The sequence below is a fragment of the Neorhizobium alkalisoli genome, assembly GCF_007829835.1.
In the GTDB taxonomy this organism is placed as follows: Bacteria; Pseudomonadota; Alphaproteobacteria; order Rhizobiales; family Rhizobiaceae; genus Neorhizobium.
This window is the reverse complement of the sequence record NZ_VIWP01000001.1, coordinates 470,668-489,720: the sequence shown is the minus strand read 5'-3', so window position 1 is coordinate 489,720 and position 19,053 is coordinate 470,668. Positions and strand designations below refer to the sequence as shown.

Here is a 19,053-nt window from a genome sequence, read left to right as displayed (position 1 = left end):
CGATCCCGGCCTGTCGCGGGCCGGGATCTTGAGGAGGAACCGCGCGGACGATGTCCGTGCCTGGATATAACGTGGAGGAGGAACCCCATGAACAGCAGCAAGACAGGCAGCAATAAAACTGCGGTGGATACCGCCGTATCGGCCGGCGTTTTCCGGCGTGATGTTCTCAGAGTGGCTCTTGCAGGCTCCGCCATGGCGGCCATGGGCTTGAGAGCACCTGCCGTTCTGGCGCAGACCAAGCAGTTTTCCGGAACGACGCTGCGCATCGCCGCGTTCCAGCACATTTTCCATACCTATATCCAGAAGCTTCTACCGGAATTCGAAGAACAGACCGGCATGAAGGTCGAGTTCGATCTGCAGGCTTTCCCGGTTTATAACCAGCGCATGGACCTCGAGCTGTCGACGCATGGTTCGAGCTACGACGTCTGCAACATCACTCATTCCTTCTCCGGGCGCTGGATCAGCGCCGGCTGGATGACGCCGTTCAACGATTTCCTGAGTGACCCGAACAAGACGGCCGCCGATTTCAATCCGGACGATTTCGTCAGCGGCACGCAGGTCGCCTATTACAATGACAAGAAGGAGTTGCACGGCTTTGCCTGGGAAGCCGGCGCCATGATGATGGCCGCCTCGCGCTTCGACATTCTCGACAAGCAGGGCATCGCCATGCCGACGACGCTTGCCGAGCTGACGGAAGTCTGCAAGGCGACGCATAACAAGAGCGGCGTTTCGGCCTTCGTTGTCGACCGCCTGCATCACTGGAATTTCCCGCCCTACCTGATGGGCTTTGGCGGCAAGGTATTTCGCGATCCTCCCAAGGACCTCATGCCGGTTCTCGACAGCCCCGAGGCGATCGAAGCGGCAACCTATTACGCGAACCTCCTGTCGAATTATTGCCCGCCGGGCGTGCTCTCCTACACGGACGACCAGGCGATGCGCAACCAGCTCGCCGGCCGTGCCAACCTGCGCATCAATGCCATGTCGTGGCTGCTGCCGCTGGCCAAGTCGGATGACTCCAAGGTCAAGGATACGGTGCGGTTCGCGCTGATGCCGGCCGGTCCGAAGGGTTCCTTCCCCGCCTGCAACGCCAATGCCTACGGCATCCCGGCCGGTTCGAAACAGAAGGACGCCGCCTGGGCCTTCATCCAGTGGGCGACCTCCAAGAAGACATTCGAAAAGACCGCATTGGAAATGGGCGGCCTTGCGACGCCACGCCGGTCGATCATCGAAGACCCGCGGTACAAACAGGCGCTGACCATCAACGGCCAGGACATCGCCGCCATGTATCTCGACGTTCTCGAGCGCAGCGGCCGCGACGGCTACATGGCCTATCGCACCGTTCCGGTCTGGCCGCAGGCGGGCGAAAAGATCAACAAGGCGATCGAGCGTATCGCCAGCGGTCAGGCCGATGCCGCAACGTCGATGAAATCGGCTCAGGCCGAGGCGATCGAGGACATCAAAAAAGCGGGTGTCAAGTTGTGAGCGCCGTCGAGGTAGGAAATCGCGGCCGATCTGGACCCGGGTCGGCCAGGGGCGTCTATGCGAAGGCGGGGGTTCTCCCCGTCTTCGAAAAGCAGCGCCAGCGCTTCTTCTGGCTGCTGCTTGCACCCGTCCTTGCCATTCTGGGCGTCGTCACGCTTCTGCCGACGCTCTATCTGCTCATCACCAGCTTCACGCCGCTCAATCTCGCCAATCCGGCAACGGCCTGGGACTTTTCCGATCCGCTGGTCAATTATCGGACGCTGCTGACGGATGACCGGCTGCATAACAGTCTCTGGGTCCAGGCCAAGCTTTCGCTGGTCACCGTTGTTCTCCAGCTTCTATTCGGCCTCGGCATCGCGCTGCTGCTCAATGTCCGCACGCCGCTGATGAATGCGCTGCGCACCTCGTTCCTCGTGCCCATGGTCCTGCCGCCGATCGTCGTCGCGATCATCTGGAAGGTTCTTTATTCGCCGGATATCAGCCCCGCATGGTGGCTGTTCCAGGTCCTCGGCTGGAATATCCAGACGCCGATCACCAATGCCGCCTGGGCGCTTTCGGCGATCGTCGTTGCCGATACCTGGGAATGGTTTCCCTTTACCATGCTGATCATCCTGGCCGCACTTGCGATGATGCCGGAAGAGCAGCGCGAAGCAGCCGTCGTGGACGGCGCCAGCACATGGCAGCTCACCTGGTACATCACGCTGCCCTATCTCAAGCAGACGCTGATGGTCGCCGGCCTTTTCCGGCTGATCGACAGCATCAAGACCTTCCCGCTGATCTATATCCTGACGGATGGCGGTCCGGGTTCGGTCACGGAAGTCTCGAACTACTACATCTTCGTCCAGTCCTTCAGCTTCAGTTATATCGGTTATTCGTCGGCGGTGACCATGGTCCTGCTCGCCATGATCGTTGTCCTGAGCTGGGTGATCGTCCGCGCAGTCTCGGGAGGCTCGAATGGCGACCAGTAAGCTTGCCGCTGCCGCGCGGCGCAACGAATTCATCGCCAACACGATCGTCGTCGTGCTGGCCATCATCACCCTCCTGCCGTTCCTGTGGTTTGTGGTGATGAGCTTCAAGCCGGCGGACGATATCTTTGCCGGCATAGACGGCTTCTTCTTCAAGCCGACGCTGGAAAACTACACATCGTTGTGGAGCGACCGTTTCGCCTCCTCGATGATGAACAGTTTCATCACCAGCTCGGTCTCGACGATCCTCGCTCTCCTGATCGGCACGCCCGGCGCGTATGCGTTGTCGCGAGCAACGATGAAGCAGGAACGGACGATGTCGCTGCTGATCCTGGCCTCGCGCATGGCGCCGCCGGTCGCCTTCGCCATCCCCTACTTCCTCGTCTATCGCTATATGGGCCTGCTCGACACGCGGCTTGGCCTGATCATCGTCTACCTGACCTTCAACCTGGCGCTGGTCGTCTGGCTGATGCGGAATTTCTTCGACGGCACGCCGCGCGCGCTGGAAGAAGCCGCCTGGATCGACGGCGCGAGCCTGTGGAAGACCTTCATGGTGATCGTGCTGCCGATGTCCGGCCCGGCGCTGGTGACGACGGCCATCCTCTGCTTCCTCTATTCCTGGAACGACTTCTTCTTTGCCCTGACGCTTACCCGCAACAATGCGATGACGGCGCCGGTCGAGGTGGTGAATTTCATGAATTACGAGGGCTGGGAGTGGGGCAAGATTGCCGCCGGCGGCACGCTCATCATGGTGCCTGTTCTCGCCTTCTCGCTTCTGATGCGGAAATACCTCGTCGCCGGCATGACCGCTGGCGCGGTCAAGGGCTAGCGCGCCGACGCGCCAGCCTGAACAAGATATTCTGGGAGGAATGGAAATGAATGGTGTGAGGATCGAAGGCGTCAAGAAAGCCTATGGCGCGGTCAATGTCATCCATGGCGTGTCGATCGATATCGAGGATGGCGAATTCGTCACCCTGGTCGGCCCCTCGGGTTGCGGCAAGTCCACGCTGCTGCGGATGATCGCCGGCCTGGAGACGATCTCGGACGGCACGATCAACATCGCCGGCCGCGTCGTCAACGACGTGCCGCCGAAGGACCGCGACATCGCCATGGTGTTCCAGAACTATGCGCTTTATCCGCATATGACGGTCGCCGAAAACATGGGTTTCTCGCTGAAACTGCAGAAGACCGACAAGGCGAAAATCAAGTCGGCCGTGGATGGCGCAGCCGAAATCCTCGACCTGACCAAGCTTCTCGACCGTTATCCGAAGCAGCTTTCCGGCGGCCAGCGTCAGCGCGTTGCCATGGGCCGCGCCATCGTCCGCGATCCGGAAGTGTTTCTGTTCGACGAGCCGCTCTCCAATCTGGATGCCAAGCTGCGCGTGCAGATGCGCTCCGAGATCAAGGGCCTGCACCAGCGCCTGAAGACCACCACGGTCTATGTCACCCATGACCAGATCGAGGCCATGACCATGGCCGACAAGATCGTCGTGATGCGCGACGGCAAGGTCGAACAAGTCGGCAAACCGCTCGATCTCTATGACCGTCCGGCCAATCTCTTCGTCGCCGGTTTCATCGGCTCCCCGTCGATGAATTTCATTCCGGCCGAATGGACCAATGGCAAGGTGGTGACGCAAGGCGGCATCGAACTTCCGTCGGCGAGTTCGGCTGGCGGCGCGATCGGCAATCGCAAGATCGTTTACGGCATCCGCCCCGAACATATGACGATTGCGGCTTCCGGCATTCCTGCGACCGTCTCGATCGTCGAGCCGACGGGCGCGGAAACGGTTCTGCTCCTCAAGGTCGGTGAAACCAGCGTCACCGCGGTCGTCAAGGATCGCACGACGGCCAAGCCCGGCGACCGGATTTTCCTGCAGTTCCAGCCCGGCGCCGAGCACATGTTCGATGCCGCAGGCGGCGCACGCCTTTCCTGAGGCGGGTGGCAGACCGATGCAATGGAGAATTCCAGCATGAATGTCATCCCGCCAAGACAGGGCCTTGATGGCGGCTTTGTCGATCGGCTGCGCGATCTTCTCAGCGATCGCGTCGCGGACTCCATGGCTCTGCGCGAGCAGCACAGCCATGGGGAAGGCGTGGCGGATGCCGGCCTTCCGGATCTCGTCGTTTTTGCGGAGAGAAACGAGGAAGTCGCGGCAGTGCTTGAACTCTGCAGCCGCTTCAATGTCCCCGTCGTGCCTTTCGGGGCAGGGTCATCCGTCGAAGGGCAGGTTGCCGCGATCCGTGGCGGCATCAGCCTCGATCTCACCGGCATGAACGCCATTCTCGATGTCTCGGCCGAGTCTCTCGATTGCCGCGTCCAGGCCGGTGTTACCCGCGAGCAGCTGAACCATGAACTGAGGGCGCAGGGCCTGTTCTTCACCGTCGACCCCGGTGCCGACGCCACGATCGGCGGCATGGCGGCAACGCGTGCGTCCGGCACCAATGCCGTCCGCTACGGGACGATGCGCGAAAATGTGCTCGGCCTTACCGTCGTCACACCCGATGGCCGGATCATCCGCACCGGCGGCCGCGCGCGAAAATCCTCGGCCGGACTGGATCTGACCCGTCTTTATGTCGGCAGCGAAGGCACGCTCGGCATCATCACCGAAATCCAGCTGCGCCTGCAGGGGCTGCCGGAAGCGGTGGTTGCTGCGACCTGCCAGTTCGATCAGTTCGAGGATGCTGTCGGCACCGTTTCCGCCGCGCTGCAATCCGGACTCCGGGTCGCGCGCATCGAGCTGATCGACGAAGTCCAGATGAAGGCTTGCATCGGTTACTCGAAACTGACCGGTTTTGCTGAAAAGCCGACCCTGTTCATGGAATTTCACGGCAGCCCGAATGGCGTTAGCGAGGACCTTTCGAACATGGAGGAACTGGCGCTGTCCTTCGGCGCCCAGGATTTTCTCAAAGCCGAGCGGCCGGAGGCTCGCACGCGTCTCTGGACGGCACGTCACAATGCCTATCACGCGACGAAATGGCTCTGCCCCGGCAAGAACAACATGGGCACGGATGCCTGCGTGCCGATTTCCGAATTCGCCGCCTGCATCATGGAGACCAAGGAAGACATTCTGAAGAGCGGCATGGTGGCGCCGATCGTCGGCCATGTCGGCGACGGCAATTTCCATCTCGGCATCATGCACGATCCGGCAGATGCCGAGGAAACCGCAAGGGCGGATGAACTGGCCGCCCGCGTCAGCGAAAGAGCGATCCGTTTCGGCGGCACCTGCTCCGGCGAACACGGGATCGGCCTTCACAAGATGCGGTTCATGGAAGCGGAACACGGCGAGGCGCTCGACGTGATGCGGGCGATCAAGGCCGCGCTCGATCCGCTCGGCATCATGAACCCCGGAAAGATGTTGCCTCAAGGCAAGGGAGTATAATCATATGAAGAAACTGATGAATGCGCCGGCGGATTTCGTCGATCAGGCGCTGGATGGCCTGACGCTCGCCAATCCGTCGCTCGTGCGTGACGGCGAGAATGGCCGCGTGATCCGCCGGGCGGAAGGTGCCCGCAAGGGCAAGGTCGGCATAGCGTCCGGCGGCGGCTCCGGCCACCTGCCGCTTTTCACCGGTTATGTCGGCAAAGGCCTGCTCGATACCTGCTCGATCGGCAACGTGTTCGAAGGCCCGAATGTCGGCTCCTGCATGGATGCGATCAAGCTTGCCCATGGCGGCCGTGGTGTGCTCCGCCTTTACGGCAATTACGGCGGCGACCGGATGAATTTCGACATGGCCGGCGAAATGCTGGAAGACGAGATCCGCACGACGACCGTGCTCGGCACGGATGATATTGCCAGTGCAGCGCCCGAGGAAAGCCAGAAGCGCCGCGGCGTCGCTGGCATCATCTATGCCTACAAGATCGCCGGCGCCAAGGCCGAGACCGATGCGGATCTCGACGAGGTGACCGAGATCGCCGCACGCGCCGTTTCTGCCACCCGCACGATCGGTGTGTCGCTGGCGCCGTGCCAGGTGCCCGGTTCGGCCAAGCCCACCTTTACGATCGGCGACGACGAGATCGAGATGGGCATGGGCATCCATGGCGAGCCCGGCATCTGGCGCAACAAGCTGAAGCCGGCCGACGAGATTGCCGACGAAATGCTGGACCGCCTGCTGGCCGAAGCGCCGAAGAATGCCGGCTCCGAAGTGTCCATCCTCGTCAACGGCTTGGGCGCCACGCCGCTGGAAGAGCTGTTCATCCTCTATCGCCGCGCCGCGGAAAAACTCGGCAAGAGCGGTCTGCGCATCGTGCAGCCGTTGGTCGGAAACTATGTGACCTCGATGGAAATGGCCGGCGCCTCGATCAGCCTCTGCTTCCTTGACGACGAGCTGAAGACGCTGCTTGCCGCTCCTGCCTATTGCCCGTTCTGGAGGGTTGGATGAGCGATTTCGGCATCAATGAAGTCAAATGGGCCGCGACTGTTTCCGCCAGGGCAATGGTCGGGCTGGAGCAGGAGCTGAATGACGCCGATGCGAAGCTCGGTGACGGCGATACGGGTGGCATGCTTGCCCGTGTCATCGGCGCGCTGGATGGCGCGACGATCGCAGCGGATGCTGACCTGGGCGCTGCCTTTTCCACTTACGCCCGCGCGGCGGCGACGGCGACCGGATCGAGCCTCGGAACGCTTTTCGCAACGGCGCTGATGACCTTCGCCAAGGAAACCAAGGGCCGGTCCTCCGCTCCCATCACCGAACTCGGCCCGATGCTCGGCAAGGCGCGGGATACGATGATGGCCCGCGGCGGCGCCAAGCTGGGCGACAAGACCGTGCTGGACGGGCTCGATGCCGTTGCCGCTGCCCTTGAAGGGATCAGCGGAGGTTCCGACGCGAGAAACAAGGCCGCTGCTGCGGCGCTTGTCGCTCTCGATGAATACCGCGGCAAGCCGAACAAGATCGGCCGTGCACGGATGTTCGCCGATGCGACGATCGGCATGGACGATCCGGGAATGCTGGCATTTGCCAAACTCTGTGGAGCTTTGGCGCAAGACTGACGTCATGCCGCGTAAGCGCGGCTTTACAAAGACAGGTAAAAGCCTGCATTCGTCTCCGGGGATGCAGGTCAGGAAATGGGAGGATGACATGACGACAATTCCAAAGGGCGTAAGCCGCAAGGCTGCTGCCGCGGCGATGGTCGGCACCGCGATCGAGTGGTACGACTTCTTCATCTTTGGCACGGCTTCGGCGCTGGTTTTCGGCCAGCTTTTCTTTCCCAATGATACGCCTCTTGTCGGAATGCTGAGTTCCTTCGGCGTGTTCAGCGCCGGCTTCATCGCGCGTCCGATCGGCGGTTTCGTCTTCGGCCATCTGGGTGACCGGGTCGGACGCAAGGCGACGCTCGTTGCCACGCTTCTCTTGATGGGCGTCGCGACGACCCTGATCGGCCTTTTGCCGACGGCGGCGAGCATCGGCATCTGGGCTCCGATCTTGCTGGTCATCCTGCGCCTCGTGCAGGGCTTTGCAGTCGGCGGCGAATGGAGCGGCTCGGCTCTGGTCTCGGTTGAAAACTCTCCGCCGGAATCGCGCGGGCGTTACGGCGCCTTCACGCAGATGGGCAATGGTATCGGCGTTGCCCTGTCCACCGGCGCCTTCGCGCTGGCTTCGATGCTGCCGAATGAACAGTTCATGTCCTGGGGATGGCGCCTTCCCTTCCTCGCCAGCGCCGTCCTCGTTTTTGTCGGCCTGCTGATCCGCTTCCAGATGGAGGAAACGCCGGATTTTGCAAAGATGCAGCGCGAAAATGACGTGGCCGAACGCCCCGTTCAGGAGGCTTTTGCCAAGAGCTCGAAGGCGATGCTGCTGGTCGCCGGGCTGAAATTTTCCGAAAGCGTCTTCGGCTTCATCGTGCTGACCTTCCTTCTGTCCTATGCGGTCAGGACGACCGGCATGGACAAGTCGGTCATCCTCTGGGCGAATGTCATCGGTGCCATCGTCTCGATCGGGGTCTTTTATGTCTTCGGCATCATTTCGGACCATCTCGGTCGCCGGCCGATGTTCATCTTTTCGTCGATCGTCGTCATCTTTTCAGCATTCCCGCTCTTCTGGGCGGTGCAGACAGGTATCCCGCTTATCGTCATTCCGCTGGTGGTGATCGTCTACAATCTCGGGCAGGGCGGAACCTATGGCGTCGAGCCGGCCTATTTCTCCGAGCTTTTCCCGCCACGGCTGCGTTATTCCGGTATTTCGATCGCAACCCAGCTGGTGACGATCGTGGCCGGCGGCCTTGCGCCGACTATTGCCACGCTGCTCTTGGCGGCTGGCGGCGGCAACCCCTGGCTCGTGTCTATCTATCTCGTCATTGCCGGGGCAATCACTCTGGCCACGGCTCTGGTCGCGCCCGAGACGGCGCCGAAGCTTATGGCTAAGGGCAAAACCTCGCAACCCGTTCGGTCGGCAACCGGTGCGCCAAGCCATAGCAGGTAAGTACCACCAGCGATCCTTGGAAAAAGGGCCTCTGTAGAGCAATCTACAGGGGCATCGATGCCTTGACGCGGAGCTATCCCGTGTCCTTTTCTAACGGAAGAAAGTGACACAGCCGGCGGCACGCGAAATGCTCAAGAATACCAAGTCCACTGCAGCCAATCGTGCGCTGGGCGCCAAGACGGCTTATCTTGCCGCCAATCATCTGCCGACCTACGAGCACATCGTCACCGATGTGAACGAGACTTTCCTGTGGCGTGCCGACAATTATCCGTGGGAGCGAAACGTCTGGAATTTTCATCCGGAAATCGAGATCCATCTGCTGCGCAAATCGAGCGGCATGGCTTTTGTCGGCGACCATATCGGGGAGTTCCATCCCGGCTATCTGACGGTGGTCGGCCCGAACCTGCCGCATGACTGGGTCACGGCAACCGAACCCGGCGAGATCATCGAGGGCAGGGACGTCGTCATTCAATTCGATCCCGGGCGGGTCCGGTCGATCAGTGCCATGCTGCCGGAATTCGCCCAGCTCGAGCTTTTCTTTGCCCGCTCCGAACGGGGACTGGTCTTTCACGGAGAAACGCGGGCGGCGGCCGTTGATCTGATCGAGGCCATGGGCCCGGCAAAAGGGCTTTCGCGGCTTTCTTTATTCGTCCAGCTTCTCGACATCCTCTCGGCCTCGGACGAATACGAAGTCCTCTCCTCGCCGGAATTCGCCCCAAAACTCGATGCCGAAACGCTGGACGTGCTGCAGCGCTCGCTGATCTACATTTTCGAAAACCTGGCCTCAGATATCCATCTCGTCGACGTAGCAACGCTTGCCGGCATGAGCGAAAGTGCCTTCTCCCGCTTCTTCAAGAAGAATACCGGCAACAGTTTTACCGACCACGTCAACAAGCTCAGGATCTGGCAGGCCTGCAAGCTCTTGTCTGAGACGGATATGCCGATTACCGACATCTGTTTTTCGGTCGGCTATCTGAATATTTCCAATTTCAATAGAACCTTCCTGCGCCAGCACAGGGTGACGCCATCCGCCTATCGCAGGCTGACGGGCCAGAGGCGACCGATCCGGGCGATCGAAAGCTAATCGATTTAACGCATTAAAGTACAGATTCGGCGCATGCAAAACGCTAGTTTCAGTCATCTGAACCTCTAGTATCCCAGTCGCGATCTGATCGCTTGGGAGGCGCAGGGACGATTCGGGACATCGTCTCGCGCAGTGGGACTTCAGGGAGGAATCTGATGAAGAAGATGAATACGCTCGTTTCGAGCATCGCTATCGCATGCGCATTTTTCGGCGGCTCGGTGCATTTCGCATCTGCAGCAGAGTGCTCCGGCACGATCCGGGTTCTCGCGCAGCCGCGCGATGGCCTGACGCTTCTGGAAAAGTACAAGGACGAGTTCGCCAAGCTCAGCGGCGGCGCCGATTTCAAGATCGACTATCTGAACGAGAATGACCGGCGCGCCAAGACGAAGGCCGATGCTTCGACGATCGGCAAGTACAATGTGTACTATGTTGACGAAGCCAATGTTGCGCTCTTTGCATCTTCTGGCTGGCTGGCACCGCTTCAGAACTATTATCCGAAAGACTATGACTACGCGGATTTCGATCCTGGCCGCCAGAAGGTCGCGACCTATGACGGCAAAGTCTGGTTCGCGCCGCTGACCGGTGGCGGTGACCTGATGGTCTACCGCAAGGATCTGCTGGAAGCTGCCGGCATCCAGCCGCCGAAGACGCTCGACGAGTATGTCGCGGCCGTCAAGAAGCTGAACCAGCCGGACAAGGGCATTTACGGTACCGCGCTGCGCGGCCAACGTGGCTCGGGTGCGAATGTCTGGCGCTGGATGCCCTTCTTCAAAGGCTTTGGCGGCCAGTGGTTCGACGGCAAGACGCCTGTCTTTGATGGCGACGCAGCCGTGAAGGCAACCCAGACCTATCTGGAACTGTTCAAGTATTCCGCTCCGGGCAGCCAGACCGGCGGCTGGGACGAGGCGGTTGGCGCCTTCACCTCCGGCCAGGTTGCAATGCTGATCGAATCCACGCCGCTGGTCGGCATGGCGCTCGACAAGAAGTCCTCGCAGGTTGCCGACAAGATCGGCTACGCACCGCCTCCGACGCCGCTCACCGGCGGTGGTTATGGCCATGGTCTGGCGATCGGCGCCAAGGCCAACAAGGACGAAGCGGCCAAGCAATGCGCCGGTCTCTTCATCGGCTGGGCGACGTCGAAGGAAAACGAACAGCGCCGTCTTGCAGAAGGCCAGTTCAGCGAGCTCAACCGCACCAGCGTCATGACCAGCAAGACCTTTGCCGACATGTATGGCGCAGCCCTCGGTCAGGCTTTGGCCGATACCGGCAAGGTGACCGCGGTCAACTTCTGGCAGAGCGCGCAGTGGCCGGATCTGGGTGACCGCTGGGGCATCATCCTCGAAGAGCTGATCACCGGCACCCGTACCGACATCAAGGGTGGTCTCGACGAGCTGAACGGCTTTGCCAAGGATCTGGTTGCCCGCGGCCAGTAAGGCGCTCTTACCCACATCGTATCGCAGCCCCGGCGGGTTTTCCCGCCGGGATCTTCTGCCCCACGGCGCTTTTTCGGCCGGAGGAGTGATTTCATGAAAAACGCACGTTCTTTGCTGCCGACCGTCTTTCTGACGCCCGCCATGGCGATCCTCGCCGTGCTGGCGCTGGTGCCGACGGTCTATGCGGTCTTCATATCCTTCCAGGACCGCGAACTCAGCCGTCCGGATGGCCGGTTTATCGGCTTGGAAAACTATATCGCGCTCTTTTCCGACCGCCGTTTTCTCAATGCCATCAAGGTCTCGCTGACCTGGGAAATTTTGACGGTTGCACTGACCCTCGTCATCGCCGTCGGTCTCGGCATTCTTCTCTTCGAATGTGCTTCGGCCAAGATGCGCAATTTCCTGTCGCTGCTGTTCCTGATGCCGGTCATCCTGCCGCGCGTCTCGGCCGCCTTCGTCTGGAAATTCGCCTTTCATCCGCTCTACGGCATCATCACCTATCCCTATAAGGCGATTACCGGCCAGCCACTCGACCTCCTGTCCAATCCATTCACGGCGCTCGGCACCGTGGCGTTGGTCGATGTCTGGCAATGGGGCCTGTTCTTCGCCGTCATCGTGCTGAAACTGCTTGAAACCCTGCCGCCACAGCCTTTCGAGGCAGCGCGGCTCGATCATGCGAAGACCTGGGAAATCTATGCCTATGTGGCGCTGCCCATGCTCAAGGCGCCACTGATCTCGCTTGCATTCGTCAAGATGATCGAGTCGCTGCGCGCCTTCGACCTCATCTATGTCATGACCCGCGGCGGGCCGGGCATCTCCACGGAAACGCTTGATATGTACGCATTCTCGCAAGGGTTCATCGAATCCGGCCGCATCTCCTATGCCTCGAGCATGGCGGTCCTGATGATGATCGCGACATCGGTGGCCTTCACCTTCATCTGGAAGAGGGCGAAGATATGAGCCGTCGCCATATGGGCCGAACGGTCGGCCAGGTCATCCTTGCACTGGCCGCCTTCTCCGCCGTGTTTCCGGTGTTCTGGACCACGCTCAACGCCTTCAAGAACCGCGTCGACATCGTCACGCCGACGCCGCTTTTCTTCTTCACACCGACGCTGGATAATTTTGCCTATGTTCTGGGCCGCGACAGCGTCTTTGCAGGCCTGGTGAACTCGGTGCTGATTTCCGGCGCTGCCGTTCTGGTCGGCGCTTTGCTCGGATTACCGGCGGCCTATGCGCTTGCCCGTTATCCGAACCGGTGGACGAAGGATATCCAGTTCTTCGTCCTGTCGCTTCGCTTTCTGCCACCCGTTGCTGTTGCCATTCCGCTGATGGTCATCTGGCTCAATTCCGGCTTCTACGACACGCGCCTGTCGATGATCGTTACCTATACGCTGCTGACGCTGGCGACGGTGATCTGGCTGAGCGTGCCGGCCTTCGCCCGTGTGCCGAAAGAGGTCGAGGAGGCCGCACGCGTCGATGGTTACGGTCCCTTCGCGGTCTTCTTCCTGATTGCTCTGCCGATCGCCTCGCGGTCGCTGATCGGCGCCGTCGCTTTCGCCTTCGTGCTGGTCTGGAACGAATTCCTCATCGCACTGATGCTGACGACCTCGGATGCGAAAACCCTGCCGATCGTCGCCTCCGAACTGACGCAGCTGGGCCGCGACGTGCCCTGGGGCATTCTCAATGCCTCCGTCGTTCTTCTCTCCATTCCGCCGCTGCTCTTCATCGGAGTCCTGAGCGGCATGCTCAACAGCGCCTTCAAGCGCAAGTCATCGTAAAATAAAGGATCACGGATATGGAAGCTCTTGTCCTTGAGCAAAAAGGCGTGCTGGCTCTCAGGGAGATCGACCTGCCGCTGGAACTTGGTCCGAACGACGTCAAGATCAGGATCCACACGGTCGGCGTGTGCGGCAGCGACGTTCATTATTACACCCACGGTGCCATCGGCCCCTTCGTGCTGCGCGAGCCGATGGTGCTTGGCCATGAGGCGGCCGGTACGGTTGTCGAGGTCGGCACAAACGTCCACAATCTTGCAGTCGGCGATCGTGTCTGCATGGAGCCGGGCATTCCGGACCTTTCTTCGCGTGCCTCCAAGCTCGGCATCTACAATGTCGATCCGAGCGTTCGCTTTTGGGCGACGCCGCCGATCCATGGTGTGCTGACGCCCTATGTCGTGCACCCGGCGGCCTTCACCTACAAACTGCCGGACAATGTCACCTTTGCCGAAGGTGCGATGGTCGAGCCCTTTGCGATCGGCATGCAGGCAGCTGCCCGCGCCCATATCGCGCCGGGCGATGTAGCCGCCGTCATCGGCTGCGGCCCGATCGGCATCATGGTGGCACTCGCAGCTCTCGCCGGCGGCTGCAGCCGCGTCTACGTCTCCGATTTCAGCGCCGAGAAGCTGGCGATTGCCGGCAAGTATCAGGGCATCATTCCGGTCAATATCGGCGAGCGTTCTCTGGCGGATGTGATCAGTGCCGAGACCGAGGGCTGGGGCGCGGACGTCGTGTTCGAGGCAAGCGGCAGCCCCAAGGCCTATAAGGGTCTGTTCGATCTCGTCCGGCCGGGCGGCACGCTCGTCATGGTCGGCCTGCCGGTCGAGCCGGTGACTTTCGACGTATCGGGAGCGATCGCCAAGGAAGTCCGCATCGAAACGGTCTTCCGTTATGCCAATATCTTCGACCGCGCCCTGCAGCTGATCGCGTCCGGCAAGGTGGATCTCAATCCGCTGATCACCGAGACCTTCAATTTCAGGGACAGTATCGCCGCTTTCGAACGGGCAGCTTCGGCGCGCCCGACGGATGTGAAGCTGCAGATCCTGATGGAAGGCGGAGGAAACTGAAATGTCAAACATCACCTGCGCCCATGTCGACAAGAGCTACGGGGCGATCAATGTCATTCGTGACTTCAATCTCGATGTCGCCGACCGTGAATTCATCGTTTTCCTGGGCCCCTCCGGCTGTGGAAAGTCGACGCTGTTGCGTATGATCGCCGGGCTCGAGGAGATTTCCGGCGGCACTGTTTCGATCGGCGGCACTGCGGTCAACGATCTTGAGCCGCGCGATCGCGGCGTCGCCATGGTCTTTCAGAATTATGCGCTCTATCCGCATATGACGATCTACGACAATATCGCCTTCGGCCTGAAGCGCATGAAGGTTCCGAAGGCCGAGATCGACCAGCGGATCAAGGCTGTCTCGGCAACGCTCGGCCTCGAACCCTACCTGTCGCGGAAGCCGACCGAACTGTCGGGCGGCCAGCAGCAGCGCGTCGCTATCGCGCGCGCGATGATCAAGACGCCAAAAGTTTTTCTGTTCGACGAACCGCTGTCCAACCTCGATGCGAAACTGCGCCACCACATGCGCGTCGAGATCGCCCGGCTTCACCAGAAGCTGCAGACGACGACGATCTATGTGACGCATGACCAACTGGAGGCGATGACGCTTGCCGACCGGATCGTGCTGATGAAAGCAGGTGCGATCGAACAGGTCGGATCTCCCGCGGAAATCTACGAGCGGCCGCGCACCCTGTTCGTTGCGGGCTTTATCGGCACGCCGAACATGAATTTCATCGATGTCACGGCGGCCTCTGACGGCAATGGCTGGCTGCTGAAGGGCGAAGGCAAGGATATCCGCATTTCCGGCGGGGATTTCGATCTCAAGGCCGGGCAGAAGATCGTGCTTGGCGTTCGCCCGCCGGATCTTGTGCGTGTGGAAGGCGAAGGTGGCAATGTTCTGTCCGGTATCGCCGATCTCATCGAGTTCCATGGCAATGATGCGCTGGTGACGTTCACCATCGCCGGCAAGGAAGTCGGTGCGCTGTGCAAGGCATCCTCCTGCCCGAAGAGCGGCGATGTCGTGCATTTCTCCTTCGACGAGGCACGGCTTCATCTTTTCGATGCAGGCACCGGCCTTTCGCTACGGCGCGCCTAATGACTTGATACGAGATGGACACGGGCATCATTTCCGCCCGCTTCCATCTCGTTTCGCCATGCCGCGGCGTAGTCATGAAGCCTGTCGATTGACGCAGGCGCAATACCGGCCTCGGACATGTTTTCCGATACTATTACGCCGGCAAGCATGGCCGCACCCTGTGCCGTGCCGGTCGAGCCTGAGACTGCCATGACATCTCTTTCCGTCAGGGCAGCGAGAAGCTTGAGATACAGCGCGTTCCGCGAAAATGGCCCCTCGACCAGAACCATGCCCTTCGCGCCGATCAGGTCGAGACAGGTTCGGGTCATCAGCGCGAGGTAAAGGCAGGCAGCCGCCCAACGCTCGGTCACCGATCCGTCCGCTACACCCCCGGATTGCCGCCTGTGTTCCGGATAGGGTCCGGAACCGTCTGCGAGGCTTGGAAAGACAAAGAGTTTGCGGCCGATCACGTCAGGCAGTGCCTTCAGCGCAGCCGCCTGATCAAGGTCGCCGAGTTCGGCTGTAAAAAGCTCGAATTCACGCCCGCCCATGAAGCGCGACGATGGCACGGCGCGGCCATAGGCATCGACATTGGCGAGTGTATCACGTGCCGGATCGAGATGGTCGAGATCGCCACCAACGGCAAAATTGACCACCCATGTACCGGTCGAAACGACGGCGAAGGGCGGCTCGCGGCCGATCAGATGGGCAAGCAGCGAGGCATTGGAATCATGGATGCCGCAATAGACAGGTACCGGTTTGGTAAGGCCGAACTTTGCGGCGATCCCTGGCTGCACCGGGCCAAGCGCATCGAAGGCCGACCGGATCGGCGCCATTCGATCCCTGATATCCAGCGTGTCCACGAGGGAGGAATAAGTACCTTCGCGCGGGTGCCAGAGGTCGGTATGGCAACCGAGTGAGGTGACCTCGTTGGCGGCTATGCCCGTCAGGCGAAAAGCCCAGTATTGCGGATAGGTGAGGATCGTTTTCGCCCGCGCAAATTCGGCGGGAAAGGTCTCTTTCTGGAAATGGAGCTGCGCACCTGCGTTCAGCCCGCCCGGCAATGCCGGTGAGAATGATTTGGAAAAATCCGGTCTGATCGCGGCATAGGCCCGCTGAACCGCCTGCGGGTAGGAATACTCGTAATCCAGCACAGGCAGCGCGAGCTTTCCCTCGGTATCCAGAAGCGCCATGGATGCGCCATGGGTAGTGATCGAAATCGCGTCAAAGCCGGGTTCGACCGCAAAAGCCTTCAATGCTTCGAGCACGAAGGCCCACAACGCGTCGATATCGTAATGCGGGTAAGGCGGCCCGACGATGATCCGGTTGGGTGTCCGCTTTTCGGCGATTTCCGCACCCGTCGCGCAATCGAGCACGACGACCTTGGCATTGGTCTTGCCGATATCGAGCACGGCGATTTTTTCAAAACCCGTCATGGCAGGTGAAACACCGTCACGAGATCGCTCTGGACAGGCGAGTTGTCCGGATTGGTCTCCATGATATCGGCCATATGTGCCCACCAGCGCTTCATCACTGGATGGTCCGGCAGGCTTGCCATCCCATGATCCAATGGACGGATAAGCACTCCAAACAGTGTGTTGGTCTCGCGGTCGAGATGGATCGAATAATCGCTGGCGCCTGCCTCGTGGAGAAGCTGGACCAGTTCCGGCCAGATCTCGTCATGCCGCCTGCGATATTCTTCCTCCATTCCGGGATGAAGCTTCATCTTGAAGGCGTGTTTTTCGAAACTCATTTGCCGCTCGCATATTTGATGCGCCTTGCGATGATCGGCAGCGCGATGGTGATGATCAGAAGCAGCCCGACGAAGATCGACATGACGATGCCCGGCACGTTCAACAGGCCAAGCCCGAAGGTGACGAGGCCCATGACGAAGGCGGCGATGACGACACCGGCGATCGTGCCCGCGCCGCCGAGAATGGAGACGCCGCCGAGCACGACCATGGTGACGGCTTCAAGCTCCCAGCCTTGAGCGATCGACGGCCGGGTCGAGCCGAGGCGTGAGGTGAGGCAGACGGCGGCAATGCCGGACATCAGGCCGGTCAGTAGAAACAGAATGAATTTCACCCGTTCCACCGGAATGCCGGAAAAACGGGCCGCGAATTCGTTATTGCCGATGACGAAGATCTGGCGCCCGAAATTCGTGGCATGCAGGACGATGCCGAAGATGACGGCAAGCACGGCAAACAGCACGAATTCGAAGGAGAAGGCCCAGACGACATAGCCCTGGCCGAAATAGGCGAAGTCTTCGGGATAATTGCCATAGGCCTTGTCGCCAAGGACGATATAGGAAATGCCGCGGAACAGGCTCATCGTGCCGATCGTCACGACGATCGAAGGCAGTTTTAGGCCTGAGACCAGTGCGCCATTGATCGCGCCGCAGAGAAGTCCGGTGCTGAGGCCGATCCCCACCAGCCCGGCCGTGCCGATACCCATCTGAGCCGCCGCACCCATGGCGGTCGAGGCAAGCGCGATGATGGCTGCGACCGAAAGATCGATCTCACCGGCAATGACCAGCATGGCCATGGCAAAGGCGATCATCGCCTTTTCGGTGAAGTTGAATGTCGCGTCCGACAGGTTCCAGGCATTGAGGAAGTAGGGCGAGGCGAAGGAATTGGCGATGAAGATCACCACCGCCACGCCGAACAGAAGCACTTCCCAGCTGCCGAGCATGCGGCTGACCGGCGTTCCCAGACGATCCGGAATGGTTTGGCGGGCGCGTGGCCCGGCGGTGTGGGTTTCAGCGGAAAGATCGCTCATGCGGAAACCTCCTTGGCGCCGCGATCGCGCAGGATGATGCGGCCGGCGCGGCGCTCGGCGCGGGCGTTGAAGACGACGGCGAGCACGATGACGATGCCGGAGATCGCCATCTGCGCGAAAGGCGAGATGCCGATGACGGGAAGTGCGTTCTTGATGACGCCGAGAAACAGCGCGCCGAGCAGGGCGCCGCCCACCGAGCCGATGCCGCCCGCAATCGAAATACCGCCGATGACGCAAGCGGCGACCGTATCAAGTTCGAAACCTGCCGCGACATCGACATAGGCGACGGCATAACGCGACACCCAGAGATAACCGGAAAGACCGGCGAGAGCGCCCGAGAGAACGAAGGCGAAGAAGCGGGTGCGGCCGATATCGATGCCGGCATAGACCGCAGCGGTCGGATTGCCGCCCGCCGCATAGGCCGCGCGGCCGAAGGCGGTGCGGGTCAAAAGCCCCCACATCAGGAGAAGGATGACGATCGCGATCCAGGACAGGATCGGCAGGCCGAGCACGGGCAGGCGCGGGAAATTGAGGAAGGTCGGTGTCATCTGATGGGAATTGACCCAGGCGCCGCCGGAGAGGACGAAGGCCATGCCGCGGTAGATGGTGAGTGTCCCCAGTGTCACGACGATCGGCGGGATCTGGATCGCCCAGACGAGATAGCCGTTGATCGCGCCGAGTGCGGCCCCGATGCTGATCGCCATGACGACGAGAAGCACGAGCGGCAGGCCGGGGAACGCCGCGTCCGTCATCGCCACCGCCATGCCGGTGAAGGCGAGGTTGGCGGCGACGGAGAGGTCGATCGATTTCGTCAGGATCACCGTCATCTGGCCGAGCGCCAGGATGATCAGGATCGACGTGTCGTTAAAGATATTGGCGAGATTGCTCGGCATGGCGAAGCCGGCCGCGCGGGTGGAGAACCCGGCAACCATGATGGCGATAATGCCGACAAGCAGGATTTCGCGATGTTTCAGAAGACGGTTCAT

At 60.8% G+C, this 19,053-nt stretch carries 18 protein-coding genes; 14 read left to right on the top strand and 4 right to left on the bottom strand.

The features are described from left to right. The first annotated feature begins 87 nt into the window (after positions 1-87). From FHW37_RS02255 to FHW37_RS02190, 14 genes are all read left to right on the top strand, one after another. Positions 88-1,482, top strand: coding sequence for an ABC transporter substrate-binding protein (locus FHW37_RS02255; protein ID WP_145631963.1), 1,395 nt, complete (start codon positions 88-90; stop codon positions 1,480-1,482). Beyond that, a complete protein-coding gene (locus FHW37_RS02250) occupies positions 1,479-2,450 on the top strand; it encodes a carbohydrate ABC transporter permease (RefSeq protein WP_145631959.1) in 972 nt (323 codons plus the stop codon). Before FHW37_RS02255 ends, FHW37_RS02250 begins: the two co-directional genes overlap by 4 nt. Further along, positions 2,437-3,276: a carbohydrate ABC transporter permease gene (locus FHW37_RS02245; RefSeq protein ID WP_145631957.1), complete on the top strand. Its 840-nt coding sequence runs from the start codon at positions 2,437-2,439 to the stop codon at positions 3,274-3,276. The genes FHW37_RS02250 and FHW37_RS02245 overlap by 14 nt, the downstream gene beginning before the upstream one ends. 46 nt (positions 3,277-3,322) lie before the next feature. Next, complete coding sequence (locus FHW37_RS02240) at positions 3,323-4,381, top strand: ABC transporter ATP-binding protein (RefSeq protein ID WP_145631955.1); 1,059 nt, start codon at positions 3,323-3,325, stop codon at positions 4,379-4,381. Positions 4,382-4,417: 36 nt separating this feature from the next. Then, a complete protein-coding gene (locus FHW37_RS02235) occupies positions 4,418-5,827 on the top strand; it encodes an FAD-binding oxidoreductase (RefSeq protein WP_145631953.1) in 1,410 nt (469 codons plus the stop codon). Positions 5,828-5,831: 4 nt separating this feature from the next. Further along, positions 5,832-6,827, top strand: coding sequence for a dihydroxyacetone kinase subunit DhaK (locus FHW37_RS02230; RefSeq protein ID WP_145631950.1), 996 nt, complete (start codon positions 5,832-5,834; stop codon positions 6,825-6,827). After that, positions 6,824-7,435 carry a DAK2 domain-containing protein gene (locus tag FHW37_RS02225; RefSeq protein WP_145631949.1) on the top strand — a complete coding sequence of 204 codons (612 nt, stop codon included), beginning with the start codon at positions 6,824-6,826 and terminating at the stop codon, positions 7,433-7,435. Before FHW37_RS02230 ends, FHW37_RS02225 begins: the two co-directional genes overlap by 4 nt. A gap of 88 nt (positions 7,436-7,523) precedes the next feature. After that, positions 7,524-8,864, top strand: a complete 1,341-nt coding sequence (locus FHW37_RS02220) for an MFS transporter (RefSeq protein WP_210249255.1) — start codon at positions 7,524-7,526, stop codon at positions 8,862-8,864. A 127-nt stretch (positions 8,865-8,991) separates the two neighbouring features. Further along, complete coding sequence (locus tag FHW37_RS02215) at positions 8,992-9,948, top strand: AraC family transcriptional regulator (protein ID WP_145631947.1); 957 nt, start codon at positions 8,992-8,994, stop codon at positions 9,946-9,948. Between the two features lie 155 nt (positions 9,949-10,103). After that, positions 10,104-11,381, top strand: coding sequence for an ABC transporter substrate-binding protein (locus tag FHW37_RS02210; protein ID WP_432442819.1), 1,278 nt, complete (start codon positions 10,104-10,106; stop codon positions 11,379-11,381). 93 nt (positions 11,382-11,474) lie between these two features. Continuing rightward, entirely contained in the window at positions 11,475-12,341 is an 867-nt protein-coding gene (locus FHW37_RS02205; protein WP_145631945.1) for a carbohydrate ABC transporter permease, read from the top strand. Next, positions 12,338-13,159 carry a carbohydrate ABC transporter permease gene (locus FHW37_RS02200; RefSeq protein WP_145631944.1) on the top strand — a complete coding sequence of 274 codons (822 nt, stop codon included), beginning with the start codon at positions 12,338-12,340 and terminating at the stop codon, positions 13,157-13,159. The genes FHW37_RS02205 and FHW37_RS02200 overlap by 4 nt, the downstream gene beginning before the upstream one ends. Positions 13,160-13,176: 17 nt before the next feature. Continuing rightward, positions 13,177-14,223 (top strand): NAD(P)-dependent alcohol dehydrogenase, encoded by a 1,047-nt coding sequence (locus FHW37_RS02195; protein ID WP_145631941.1) that lies wholly within the window; start codon positions 13,177-13,179, stop codon positions 14,221-14,223. Between the two features lies 1 nt (position 14,224). Beyond that, entirely contained in the window at positions 14,225-15,310 is a 1,086-nt protein-coding gene (locus tag FHW37_RS02190) for an ABC transporter ATP-binding protein (protein ID WP_145631939.1), read from the top strand. On the opposite strand, the gene FHW37_RS02185 is transcribed toward FHW37_RS02190, so the two are convergent. From FHW37_RS02185 to FHW37_RS02170, 4 genes are read right to left on the bottom strand one after another with little or no spacing between them, the layout of a single operon-like run. After that, positions 15,307-16,725 (bottom strand): FGGY-family carbohydrate kinase, encoded by a 1,419-nt coding sequence (locus FHW37_RS02185; RefSeq protein WP_145631937.1) that lies wholly within the window; start codon positions 16,723-16,725, stop codon positions 15,307-15,309. The genes FHW37_RS02190 and FHW37_RS02185 overlap by 4 nt on opposite strands. After that, positions 16,722-17,042, bottom strand: a complete 321-nt coding sequence (gene rhaM / locus FHW37_RS02180; RefSeq protein ID WP_145631935.1) for an L-rhamnose mutarotase — start codon at positions 17,040-17,042, stop codon at positions 16,722-16,724. The genes FHW37_RS02185 and rhaM overlap by 4 nt, the downstream gene beginning before the upstream one ends. Continuing rightward, the gene (locus FHW37_RS02175; RefSeq protein WP_145631933.1) at positions 17,039-18,067 is read right to left on the bottom strand and encodes an ABC transporter permease; all 1,029 of its coding nucleotides are present in this window, start codon (positions 18,065-18,067) and stop codon (positions 17,039-17,041) included. The genes rhaM and FHW37_RS02175 overlap by 4 nt, the downstream gene beginning before the upstream one ends. Continuing rightward, a complete protein-coding gene (locus tag FHW37_RS02170; RefSeq protein ID WP_145631931.1) occupies positions 18,064-19,053 on the bottom strand; it encodes an ABC transporter permease in 990 nt (329 codons plus the stop codon). The genes FHW37_RS02175 and FHW37_RS02170 overlap by 4 nt, the downstream gene beginning before the upstream one ends.